This window comes from Martinezella multihospitum, assembly GCF_900094585.1.
Classification (GTDB): Bacteria; Pseudomonadota; Alphaproteobacteria; order Rhizobiales; family Rhizobiaceae; genus Rhizobium; species Rhizobium multihospitium.
Genome location: NZ_FMAG01000002.1, coordinates 487,358 through 499,090, shown reverse-complemented (window position 1 = coordinate 499,090; position 11,733 = coordinate 487,358). Strand labels below are relative to the sequence as shown.

General features: G+C 60.4%; 12 protein-coding genes. 6 read left to right on the top strand and 6 right to left on the bottom strand.

Annotated elements, in window-relative coordinates:
* Nucleotides 1-76: 76 nt before the first annotated feature.
* From GA0061103_RS09265 to GA0061103_RS09255, 3 genes are all read right to left on the bottom strand, one after another.
* Nucleotides 77-1,882, bottom strand: a complete 1,806-nt coding sequence (locus tag GA0061103_RS09265; RefSeq protein ID WP_092709948.1) for a GGDEF domain-containing protein — start codon at nt 1,880-1,882, stop codon at nt 77-79.
* 209 nt (nt 1,883-2,091) lie between these two features.
* Complete coding sequence (locus tag GA0061103_RS09260; RefSeq protein WP_075851962.1) at nt 2,092-2,343, bottom strand: ribbon-helix-helix domain-containing protein; 252 nt, start codon at nt 2,341-2,343, stop codon at nt 2,092-2,094.
* Between the two features lie 227 nt (nt 2,344-2,570).
* Nucleotides 2,571-3,119: an HdeD family acid-resistance protein gene (locus GA0061103_RS09255; RefSeq protein ID WP_092709946.1), complete on the bottom strand. Its 549-nt coding sequence runs from the start codon at nt 3,117-3,119 to the stop codon at nt 2,571-2,573.
* A 151-nt stretch (nt 3,120-3,270) separates the two neighbouring features.
* Here GA0061103_RS09255 and betI point away from each other — a divergent pair, with 151 nt between their 5' ends.
* From betI to betA, 4 genes are all read left to right on the top strand, one after another.
* Nucleotides 3,271-3,858, top strand: a complete 588-nt coding sequence (betI, locus tag GA0061103_RS09250) for a transcriptional regulator BetI (RefSeq protein WP_092709944.1) — start codon at nt 3,271-3,273, stop codon at nt 3,856-3,858.
* A 4-nt stretch (nt 3,859-3,862) separates the two neighbouring features.
* Nucleotides 3,863-4,504, top strand: a complete 642-nt coding sequence (locus GA0061103_RS09245) for a glutathione S-transferase family protein (protein WP_092709941.1) — start codon at nt 3,863-3,865, stop codon at nt 4,502-4,504.
* On the top strand, nt 4,504-5,967 hold the full coding sequence (gene betB / locus GA0061103_RS09240; protein WP_092709938.1) for a betaine-aldehyde dehydrogenase: 1,464 nt from the start codon (nt 4,504-4,506) through the stop codon (nt 5,965-5,967). Before GA0061103_RS09245 ends, betB begins: the two co-directional genes overlap by 1 nt.
* Before the next feature lie 172 nt (nt 5,968-6,139).
* The gene (gene betA, locus GA0061103_RS09235; RefSeq protein ID WP_092711212.1) at nt 6,140-7,789 is read left to right on the top strand and encodes a choline dehydrogenase; all 1,650 of its coding nucleotides are present in this window, start codon (nt 6,140-6,142) and stop codon (nt 7,787-7,789) included.
* Nucleotides 7,790-7,805: 16 nt separating this feature from the next.
* Here betA and GA0061103_RS09230 read toward each other — a convergent pair whose 3' ends face one another.
* Nucleotides 7,806-8,105 (bottom strand): type II toxin-antitoxin system RelE/ParE family toxin, encoded by a 300-nt coding sequence (locus tag GA0061103_RS09230; RefSeq protein WP_092709935.1) that lies wholly within the window; start codon nt 8,103-8,105, stop codon nt 7,806-7,808.
* Entirely contained in the window at nt 8,102-8,374 is a 273-nt protein-coding gene (locus GA0061103_RS09225) for a YlcI/YnfO family protein (RefSeq protein ID WP_092709932.1), read from the bottom strand. Before GA0061103_RS09225 ends, GA0061103_RS09230 begins: the two co-directional genes overlap by 4 nt.
* Before the next feature lie 190 nt (nt 8,375-8,564).
* Between GA0061103_RS09225 and GA0061103_RS09220 the strand changes: the two genes are divergently transcribed.
* Nucleotides 8,565-9,926 carry a chloride channel protein gene (locus GA0061103_RS09220; RefSeq protein ID WP_092709929.1) on the top strand — a complete coding sequence of 454 codons (1,362 nt, stop codon included), beginning with the start codon at nt 8,565-8,567 and terminating at the stop codon, nt 9,924-9,926.
* 54 nt (nt 9,927-9,980) lie between these two features.
* On the opposite strand, the gene GA0061103_RS09215 is transcribed toward GA0061103_RS09220, so the two are convergent.
* Nucleotides 9,981-10,427, bottom strand: coding sequence for an RrF2 family transcriptional regulator (locus GA0061103_RS09215; protein ID WP_092709926.1), 447 nt, complete (start codon nt 10,425-10,427; stop codon nt 9,981-9,983).
* 490 nt (nt 10,428-10,917) lie between these two features.
* On the opposite strand from GA0061103_RS09215, the gene GA0061103_RS09210 reads away from it, so the two are divergent.
* Nucleotides 10,918-11,658, top strand: a complete 741-nt coding sequence (locus GA0061103_RS09210) for a phosphoadenylyl-sulfate reductase (protein WP_092709924.1) — start codon at nt 10,918-10,920, stop codon at nt 11,656-11,658.
* The last annotated feature ends 75 nt before the right edge of the window (nt 11,659-11,733 follow it).

The window sequence follows — 11,733 nt, the reverse complement described above, 5'->3', positions numbered from 1 at the left end:
ACAATCTCCTCTCCCAGCAAAGCAGTGGAGATAGTTTAGCGCAGCGCGCTTGAAAAGGATCGAGTGCTAGATGGCGTCAATTCGTCTCGGTCAAGCCGAGGAATGCCACGCCAATGGCGCTTTCCTTTGCCTTCGCCTTGATACCCGCGATGGAAGTGCTGACACGGTTGATATTGTCGATCACCAATCCCTCTGGCAGTTGCAGGATGCCGATCGAGCAGCGCATCAGCGGAAACTCCGCTATCGCGCCGCTGCGGTCATGGCCGCGGATACGGCCAGCGGCTCGATCTTCGGCGGAATAAAGCTCGAGCACGTCGGCATGGAAATCGGCAAGCAACCGGTCCAGAACCTCACGAAGCTCCTGCATGCTCCAGCCGGTGACACCGATGAAGAAATCGTCGCCGCCGACATGACCGAGGAAATGGCGCTCCGCGAAGAAATAGCGGCGCATCAGAGCCGCAAACAGCGAGATGGCATGGTCGCCGAGATGGAAGCCGTAGGCATCGTTGAACGGCTTGAAATTATCGAAGTCGCAATAGCAGAAATGCCTGATCTCGTCGCCATCGCGGCCGGCGCTCTGCATGAAATCGTGGATCGCCCTGTTGCCAGGAAGGCCGGTCAGCGGGTTCTGGTCCTGCGCGATCTTGAGCTGCTTCTCGTTGATCACCTTGATGAGCGAGGCAGCCGAGACGATGCCGGCATAATGCGTGCCTTCGGTGACGATCAGGCAATCGCTGCTTTCCATGTTGGCGAAGATCGTCATCAGCGTGTCCGCGTCGGAATCGAGCCCGACGATCGGCGCCATCTCGACGAAATGCGAGATCGAACGCTCGTAGACCTTGTTCTTCAGCAGATCGCGGCCAAAAGGCTGATAGATATATTCCTTGAGCTGGTATTCATGGATGATACCGCGCGGCTCGTCATTGGCGTTCACGACCGGGAAATAGGCGCGGCGCGGATTGCGGCGGAAGAGTTCGAAAACGCTGTCGATACTGTCGCTTTCGCGGATGGTCGGAAGCACTTCGATCTGCTTGCGGATGAGGATTTCATCAAGCGACTGGCTGTTGCGCACCGTCTTGCCGAGATCCTGCAGGTGCGGAAAGCCTGGCTTGAGCTCGTTGACCAGCACCGTCGGACGGGCAATGAACCAGCCCTGGACAAGATCGACGCCGAATTCGCGGCAGGTCAGGAACTCCGCCTCAGTCTCAATGCCTTCCGCGATGACGCGCGTGCCGAGGACATGGGCGATATTGACGAGATTCCTCAGGATATGGCGCTTGCGGGCGCTGCGGTCGATATCGACGATGAAATGCCGGTCGATCTTGAGATAGTCGACCGGATAGTCGGACAGCAACTTCATCTCGCCACGGCCGACGCCGAAATCGTCGATAGCGAGCTTGAAGCCGGCATTGCGCATCTTGGCAACCAGCGCCGCAAACTCGGGCACGATGGTGTTGTCGAAGCGTTCGGAGAACTCAAAGCAGACGGAGGAAGCGGCGATGCCGGCCTTTCTCATGTGCTGCAGCAGGCCGTCGACCAACGCGGCGCCTTGCGCAATCAAGCGGACATCCAGGTTGAGGAAAAGCGTCGTGGCGGCGATGTTGGGCAGAGTGGCAAACTTCGCCAGCGCCCGGCTGGTGACCATCTGCTCCAGCCCGAGAAGCTGGCCGGTGCGCTCGGCTTCGTCGAGTATCTCCACAGGGCTCCCGAAACCGATGCGCTCCTGGCCGCGCATCAGGGATTCATAGCCGAAAACGGCGCCGGTGCCGGCCTCCACGATCGGCTGAAATGCGTTTTCGATGACGAGTTTGGCGAGAGTGACGATCTGGTCGCTGGCATATCGGCGCAATACGCCCGGTTCGACTGCGGCAGTCAGGGACATGCCCATCTCCACTTGCGGATTCTAATCTAATTTATTTAAGTAAAACTTTGGATTTACCGCGTTTTCAACCCAGGATGCGCCATAAAGCGTCAACGAAACCTTTCCCCTATGTGAAAGTTTCATGAATGGTAAAGCAATATTAACCATTCGCCGGGACGCAGACCCGGCACACGGCGGCCGAGTGGCTGCCGTGACGAGTGGGGTCAGTGCTAATTGCTGGAGTGCCGCTCTGCCTCATAGTCGGCAAACATATCGGCGACGCAGCGGCCGCTCTTTGCCGTCTCGCCGCCATCGTTGGCGGCACGTGGCACCTCGCAGATGTCACCGCGCTTGCGCGCCGCATCCCACATGCGAAGAGCTTCCCGCACGACTTCACTGCTCGAGGCATAAGTGCCGGTGTCTACTGCCGCCCGGATGCCGGCAGCTTGAAGCGGAGAGATGGAAACCGTTACCATCGGCATGATATTCCTCCCTTGACGTTATCGCGCGGAAATTTGTCTGGAACCATGTTCCGCGGCTTCGACCAGTTTCTTCGGGCATGTCCCTCGACATGCGGACTTCCAGATGAAGATACTGCCGTTACATCAACGCAACGCCGTTCTGCCTGATATGGCAGAGGCGCAAAGAGTAACGCCGCTCACGCTCCTTGTCAAAAAGTAGCAGTCCGTTACCCCTTTTGGGAGATGCGCTACCGCCTGAGCACGAGACCGAAGACCACCAGCGTCCAACCTTGAAAGATCAGATCGAAGGCCAGGAAAAGACCGAGAATCCAAAGGCTGTTGACCGGCCAGCCGAGAGCGATGGCGATGCCTGCAACGGCCGTTGCAAGACCGCTGATGACGATCCAGACCCATCCGCGCTCGGGCTTCAGCTTGCGGCCGACCCAGACGCGGAACGTGCCGGCGATGAGGAGCGCGATGGCAAGGAACAGGGTCAATGCCTCGGAGGCCAACAGCGGATTGGTGAAGGCAAGGATACCGGCAACCGTATAGAGCAGGCCGCTCAACACCCAGAACAGGATATGCTCCCAGCCCCTCACCTGAAAGGCATGCGCCAGATGCACGATACCGCCGATCAGCATCAGCATGCCGACATAATAGACGGAAGCGACCGTGGCGATGAACAGATTGCCAAGGGCGATGCCGCCGCAGATCAGCAGCAATATGCCAAGCCCGACGAACCAACCCCATTTGTCGCGCATCGCGGATGGGGGAACTTCATCAAGAATATCAACCATGACTGCACCTCCTCCTGCAAAAGAGTATGGCACAGAAATGCTTTGCGGAAAGAGGTCGCGGATTTTTCGTCGTATGGCCGACCCCGCCATTTTTTTATTGATTGATCAGTCAATCAAAAATACACTCGTCTTCAGCCTTGGAGATTGACCTATGCCGAAAGTCGGAATGGAGCCGGTGCGCCGCAAGGCGCTGGTGGATGCTGCGATGCGCGTGATCGGCGATCACGGCTCGCTGACCGTCACCATGTCCGAAATCGCCAAGCAGGCCGGCGTTTCCCCGGCTCTGGCGCATCACTACTTCGGCAGCAAGGAGCAGCTGCTGATCGAGACTGTCCGTGTGAATCTACAGCGGCTGCGCGACAGCGTGGTGACGGCGCTCCGCGAAGCAAAAACGCCACGCGAAAAGCTCTCCGCCGTCATCCGTGTCAGCTTCCAGGCCGACCAGTTCGCGCCAGAGACGATCGCTGCCTGGCTCGCCTTCTATGCCGAGGCGCAGCGTTCCGAGGAGACGCGCCGCTTTCTCGTCATCTATGCGCGCCGCCTGCACTCGAACCTCGTCGCCAATCTCAAGGCTTTGTGTTCTGCCCCCGATGCCGCGCGCATCGCCGAGGGTGCGGCCGCCATGATCGACGGTCTCTACATCCGGCAAAGCTTGCGGTCCGCACCGATCAGCACGGAGGCGTCGATCGCGCTGACGGAGGATTATCTGACGACCAATCTCAACGCGGTGAAAGGCTGAAACCATGCTGACCGTCTGGGGCCGCAAATCGTCATCCAACGTACAGGCGCTGATGTGGTGCATCGGTGAGCTGGGTCTCGCCTATGAGCGCATCGATGCGGGCTTTACCTATGGCGTCAACGACACGCCTGAATTCCTGGCGATGAACCCGAACGGAACGGTTCCGGTGCTACGCGACGGCGATGGCGAGCCACTCTGGGAGACGGGCGCTATCCTGCGCTATCTCGCCACGCAATATGGCGACGATACCTTCTGGCCCAGGGATGCCCGTCATCGCGCTCAGATCGACAAATGGGCGGAGTGGGCCAAGATCAACATTGCCCAGGGCTTCACTGGTCCAGTGTTCTGGCGCGTAGTGCGCACGGCCCCTGCCCTCAAGGATGAGAAGGCGATCGTCGCGGCCATTGCCGCGCTCGCTGCGAAGCTAGACATCGCCGAGTCGCAGTTCGGACGGCATCGCTTCCTCGCCAGCGATAATCTGACGCTTGCCGACATTCAATTCGGGCATGTTCTCTATCGCTATTTCGACATCGACATCCAGCGCCCGGCCCATCCGCAGCTGCAGCGCTACTACGAAAACCTGACCGAGCGGCCTGCTTTTCAAGAGCATGTCATGGTGTCCTATGAAGAACTGAGGGTTCTATAATGCGCGCACAACCGAAAGCCTCGCATTTCATCGACGGGGAATATGTCGAGGACACCGACGGCACTCTTATCGAAAGCATCTATCCGGCGACCGGCGAAGTGATCGCCCGCCTGCATGCGGCAACGCCCGCCATCGTCGAAAAGGCGATCGCGGCCGCCAAGCGGGCGCAGCCGGAATGGGCAGCGATGAGCCCGACGGCGCGCGGCCGCATCCTGAAACGGGCGGCCGACATCATGCGCGAGCGTAACCGCGAGCTTTCCGAGCTGGAGACGCTGGATACGGGCAAGCCGATCCAGGAAACCATCGTTGCCGACCCGACCTCGGGCGCCGACAGCTTCGAATTCTTCGGCGGCGTTGCGGCAGCCGGCCTCAACGGCTCCTACATCCCGCTCGGCGGCGACTTCGCCTATACCAAGCGCGTGCCGCTCGGCGTCTGCGTCGGCATCGGCGCATGGAACTACCCACAGCAGATCGCCTGCTGGAAGGGCGCCCCTGCCCTCGTCGCCGGCAACGCCATGGTGTTCAAGCCCTCGGAAAACACGCCGCTCGGCGCACTGAAGATCGCCGAGATCCTGATCGAGGCCGGCCTGCCAAAGGGCCTCTACAATGTCATCCAAGGCGACCGCGAAACCGGGCCGCTGCTCATCAACCATCCGGATGTTGCGAAGGTGTCGCTCACCGGCTCGGTGCCGACTGGCCGTAAGGTGGCGGCTTCGGCTGCCGGCAACCTCAAGCATGTCACCATGGAACTCGGCGGCAAGTCGCCGCTGATCGTGTTCGACGATGCCGATATCGACAGCGCCATCGGCGGCGCGATGCTCGGCAATTTCTATTCGACCGGCCAGGTCTGCTCGAACGGCACGCGTGTCTTCGTCAACAGCAAGATCAAGTCTGAATTCCTGAAGCGCCTGAAGGCCCGCACAGACGCCATGCTCATCGGCGACCCGATGGACGAGGCAACACAGATCGGCCCGATGGTCTCCTGGGCACAGCGCGAAAAAGTGCTTTCCTACATCGAAAAGGGCAAGGCCGAGGGCGCGACGCTGCTGACCGGCGGCGGCATCCCGAATAATGTCTCCGGCGAAGGCTATTACATCCAGCCGACCGTGTTTGCCGACGTTACCGATGACATGACGATCGCCCGCGAGGAGATTTTCGGGCCGGTCATGTGCGTTCTCGATTTCGATGACGAGGCCGAGGTGATCGCCCGCGCCAATGCCACCGAATTCGGCCTTTCCGGCGGCGTCTTCACCGCCGATCTCACCCGCGCCCACCGCGTCGTCGACCAGCTCGAGGCCGGAACACTCTGGATCAACACCTACAATCTCTGCCCGGTCGAAATCCCCTTCGGCGGCTCCAAGCAATCCGGCTTCGGCCGCGAGAATTCGCTGGCGGCGCTGGAGCACTATTCGGAACTGAAGACCGTCTATGTCGGCATGGGGCCGGTGCAGGCGCCTTATTGATTCACCTCCCCCTTGAGGGGGGAGGTCGCCGCACAGCGGCGGGTGGGGGGTGACCAGCCGCGGCGCGCGTACCAACAATCACCCCACCCCGGCCTTTGGCCGACCCTCCCCCTCAAGGGGAGGGTGTAGAGCCACCTCGATTTACGCCCCTGTCCACCCGGAGCACATGATCATGCAAGCAGATTTCGTCATCGTTGGCTCGGGTTCGGCCGGCTCCGCCATGGCTTCTCGCCTGTCGGAGGACGGCAAGCATTCGGTGATCGTTCTGGAGTTCGGCGGCAGCGACTTCGGCCCCTTCATCCAGATGCCGGCCGCCCTTGCCTGGCCGATGAGCATGGACCGCTACAATTGGGGCTATCTCTCCGAGCCCGAGCCGCAGCTCAACAACCGCCGCATCACCGCCCCGCGTGGCAAGGTGATCGGCGGCTCCTCCTCGATCAACGGCATGGTCTATGTGCGCGGCCATGCGGAAGATTTCAATCGCTGGGAGGAGCTCGGCGCTCAAGGCTGGGCCTATGCGGACGTGCTGCCCTACTTCAAGCGGATGGAGAATTCGCATGGCGGCGAAGAAGGCTGGCGCGGCAGGGATGGCCCGCTGCATGTGCGTCGCGGCGACGCCCGCAACCCGCTCTTTCACGCCTTTATCGAGGCCGGAAAGCAGGCGGGCTTCGAGGCGACGGAGGATTATAACGGCAGCAAGCAGGAAGGCTTCGGCCTGATGGAGCAGACGACCTGGATGGGCCGGCGCTGGTCCGCGGCAACGGCCTATCTCAAGCCAGCGCTCAAGCGGCCGAATGTCGAACTGATCCGCTGCTTTGCCCGCAAAGTCGTCATCGAAAACGGCAGCGCGACCGGCGTCGAAGTCGAGCGCAATGGCAAGATCGAGATCATCAAAGCAAACCGTGAGGTGATTATCTCCGCTTCCTCGTTCAATTCGCCGAAGCTGCTGATGCTGTCGGGCATCGGACCTGGGCAGCATCTGCGCGACATGGGGATCGAGGTGAAGGCTGACCGGCCGGGCGTCGGCGCCAATTTGCAGGACCATATGGAATTCTATTTCCAGCAGACGAGCCTGAAACCGGTGTCGCTCTATTCCTGGCTGCCCTGGTACATGCAGGGGATTGCCGGCGCGCAGTGGCTATTCTTCAAGAAGGGGCTCGGCACATCCAACCAGTTCGAGGCCTGCGCCTTCCTGCGCTCCGCACCTGGTGTCAAGCAGCCGGATATCCAGTATCACTTCCTACCCGTTGCCATCAGCTATGACGGCAAGGCGGCAGCGAAGAGCCACGGCTTCCAGGTGCATGTCGGCTATAATCTGTCGAAATCTCGTGGGCACGTCACGCTGCGCTCTTCCGACCCTAAGGCCGATCCGGTCATTCGCTTCAACTATATGAGCCATCCGGAGGACTGGGAGAAGTTCCGTCACTGCGTGCGCCTCACCCGCGAAATCTTCGGGCAGAAGGCCTTCGACGACTACCGGGGCGCGGAAATCCAGCCAGGGGCAAACGTGCAGACCGACGACCAGATCGATGCCTTCCTGCGCGAACATCTGGAAAGCGCCTATCACCCCTGCGGCACCTGCAAGATGGGCGCGAAGGACGATCCGATGGCGGTAGTCGATCCCGATACCCGCGTCATCGGCGTCGACGGCCTGCGCGTCGCCGACAGCTCGATCTTCCCGCACGTCACCTACGGCAACCTGAACGGCCCTTCGATCATGACCGGCGAAAAGGCGGCCGATCATATCCTCGGCAAGCCGAGGCTGGCGCGCTCGAACCAGGAGCCTTGGATCAATCCTCGGTGGGAAACGAGCGATCGGTAAGATAGATGGGTAGGCGTCAGTGATAGTCTTCTTCGCGCTGATGCCTGATCGCCAGTATCGTCACCGTCTCGCTATCCTCGATCTCGAATAAAGCGACATAACCCGACGAGCCGAAAGGAATGACGAGTTCGCGGAGGAATGCGTTGTCCGCTGACGCCTTGCGGCAACTGAACGGAAAATTTTCCAGAAATTCCGTTGCCTTGGCGATTGCTTGGTAGGCCCTTTCCGCAAGCTCGATGTCCCTCACTAGGAGATAGTCATAGAGCCGTTCAAGGTCTTCTAGCGCGCCTTGGGAATAGCGGACGCCAAACGTCATGCTCGCTTGGATGTTTTTGCCGCTTGAAGTTTGCTTTTCAACATATCAAGCACATCGTCAGCGCTGTGATACACGCCGGTTTTTTTTGCATCGTCTCGCGCAGCAAGGCCGCGAGTGATGAATTCCGCCTTCGTTCGGCGATGTTCGATCTGCGCGCGCAGCGAGCTTTCCACAAATGCGGACAGGGTCTCGCCCTCTTGCAGCACGCTTTCAGCAGCTGCGCGCAAGGCAGGATCGACCCGTAAAGGCGGTATGGAAGCAGATTTCATTTATCGGCTCTTTTGCATTGCAATTGCGATGCATTCTATTCGATCGTTCAAAATCGTCAACACACGGATTAAGCCTTGGCCGCAAAGGGAAATTCTGTAAGAAAGATTCATACTGTCATTCGCCACTTGAGGTGCGCCGCCCCAAAATGCCGCCAGAGGCATACGGGCCAGCCTATCGGTCACACGTCCCATGCCCCCAATCTACCGCAAGTCCAAGCTGCTCCGTCGTTCCCGTGTTTTCTGGGGTTCTTTCAATCTCTGGCGGCCGCGTTTGGTGTTTTGGACGGGAGCTCTGGCGATCGGGGTCATCAGCGTCGGCTTCGCCAAGCTGGCCGATCTGGCTCAGCGGGCTTTTACTGGCGTCACCCAGTCGGGCGAGTGGATGTGGCTGCTGCCGCTCGTGCTGACGCCGCTCGGCTTCGTGCTGTCAGCCTATCTCGCCACCACATTGTTTCCCAACTCGCAAGGAAGCGGCATTCCGCAGGCGATTGCTGCCCGGCACCTGCATCATGACGAGGATCGCACGAAGCTGTTGTCGCTACGGCTCGCCTTCGGCAAAATCGTGCTGACCATATTAGGCCTTTTGAGCGGCGCTTCGATCGGCCGCGAGGGGCCGACGGTGCAGGTGGGCGCGTCCTTCATGCTGGCGGTTGCCCGCTTCGGCGGCATGGCGCAGGCCAAGGGGCTGATCCTTGCCGGTTCCGCCGCGGGCATCGCCGCCGCCTTCAATACGCCGCTTGCGGGTATCGTCTTTGCCATCGAGGAGATGAGCCGGACCTATGAATCCCGGGCCAACGGCCTGGTCCTGACGGCCGTCATTCTTTCCGGTCTTGCCGCACTCGGCCTTTCCGGCAGCTACAATTATTTCGGCACGGCCGACGCTGCGCCGACGATGCTTCGCGACTGGATAGTCATGCTGATCTGCGGTGTCGGCGGTGGCGCGCTCGGCGCCACCTTCAGCGGGCTGGCGCTCTATGCCGGCATCCGCATCCGCCGCTGGGCACAACCGCAGCCGTTGAAACGCATGCTGATTCTCGCCGTCCTCTGTGGTTTTATCGTTGCCGCCGTCGGCGTGCTCTCCGGCGGCCAAACCTTCGGCACCGGTTACGAGCAAGCCCGCGGCGCGGTGGAAGGACATGCCCTGCCCCTGCTCTTCTTCGTCGAAAAACTGCTGGCAAGCTTCCTGTCGATGATCTCAGGCATTCCGGGCGGGATCTTCGCCCCCTCACTTGCCGTCGGCGCCGGTTTCGGCAGCACGGTCGGCACGCTGGTCGGCGGCGGCGTGGCGCTTGCGGCAATCCTCGGCATGGCCGGCTACTTTGCTGGTGTCGTCCAAGCACCGATGACCGCCTTCGTCATCATCCTGGAAATGACCGGCGATCATCAGGCCGTCATCCCGATCATGGCGGTATCGATGATCGGTTACGTCACCTCGCGGCTACTATCGCGCGAGCCGCTCTATCATGGCCTGTCCCGCGTCTTCATCGCCGCAGCGATCCGCGCCCGGCGTGCCATGGAAAAGGAAGGCGGCGAGGAACACGCCGCCCACTGAATACCGAAGCTCTGCGGTTCCCGAAGGAAGGCGCCGTATGGCCTCCCGACTCGCCTAAGCCATCAGCCTGGCGACTTCCGCGCCATCAGGCTGAGCGATTGCGTCGGCGATGGTCGTCGAGAACAGCACCTTGCGGGTCGCATCCGCCACACGGGCAAAGACGTGACGGATTTCGCAGGTCTGCTCACCGTCGCAATCGTCGCAGCGACGATAGGCGGTGAGCGAGAGACAGGGCAGCGGCGCCAGCGGTCCGTCGATGACACGCAGGATCTCGCCGAAGGTGATCTCATCCGCCGGCTTGCGCAGGAGATAGCCGCCCTGCTTGCCGCGACGGCTGATGACGATACCCTGATGCTTCAGGTCGAGAAGGATCTGTTCCAGGAATTTCTTCGGAATCTTCTGCTGGGCGGCAATGTCGGAAATCATCACCGGCTCGCCCGCCTCGGATTGGGCCAAGGCAGACAGCGCCCGCAGCGCATATTTTGCTTTCTGAGTAATCATTTCGAACCGCTTCACACACACATGCGACACGCCCGGTCGAGCGATTCGGCCGGTCCGCTATAGAACTCCTCAGCCCTCGTCCCCGGGGCAATTTCGAAGCACTCACACCCTTGGCGCACGGCCAGGAAACGCTAGCAACCCAGACTTGTTATCATTCTTCGTCGCTATGCCCATAGTTTAGCGCAAAATCCACCGCAGCGCATCATTTTGGGCATCACTTCCGATTTCCGTTTGACAAGCTATGTGTAACTCTACTATTTCTATAGACATTAAAGCAAGCACTTAAACATGGCGAGCCATATCTGGTGCTTCCGAAGGGCCGCTTCCGGCGGCAAAACGCCTTGGTTAACAGCCGAGGCGGTCGCTTTTCCTTATGACTGCCGCTTCATGGAGATATTTACTCTCCAGCCGCTCCCTTTCGAAATCTATTTTTCTGTCCGCTGCCGTTGCGAACTGCGATACTCCCGGCAACATCAGGACAGGATCCCCCATGACTGCCATTACCCTTATTGAAGATGCCGCGACGCTCAACAGCCAGCTTGCATCGCTCGATCTTGCCGGCCGTCTGTCGCTCGTGGCCGGCCTCGGTGGCCGCGCCGTGTTCACGACCTCGCTCGGGATCGAAGATCAGGTGATTACGGCAGAGATCGGCAATCACCGCCTGCCGATCGAAGTGGCAACCCTCCAGACCGGCCGCCTCTTTCCCGAAACGCTCGCTCTGATCGACGAGACGGAAAGTCAGTACGATATCCACATCGTCCGCTACGAGCCGGAACAGGCCGATATCGACGCCTATGCGGAAAAATACGGTCTGAACGGTTTCTATGAGAGCATCGAAGCCAGGCATGCCTGTTGTGGCGTGCGCAAGCTGAAGCCGCTTGCGCGTGCACTTTCGGGCGCCACCATCTGGATCACCGGACTGCGCCGCGGCCAGTCCGCCAACCGTGCCGATACGCCCTTTGCCGAATTCGACCCCGAGCGCAACCTGATCAAGATCAACCCGCTTGCCGATTGGGACATCGATGTCATCCGCGCCTATGTCGCCGATAACAGCGTTCCGGTGAACCCGCTGCATGCGCGCGGCTATCCCTCGATCGGCTGCGAGCCCTGCACTCGCGCCATCAAGCCGGGCGAGCCCGAGCGGGCCGGCCGCTGGTGGTGGGAAAACGACGAAAAGCGCGAATGCGGCCTGCATGTCCACGAAGAAGGCGCTGCCGCAACAGCACAATAATACACCCGCCGGTTCCCGGCATCGATCCGAAGCGCGCTTCCTGCGCCACCGATATCCAGGGAACCAACGCATCCA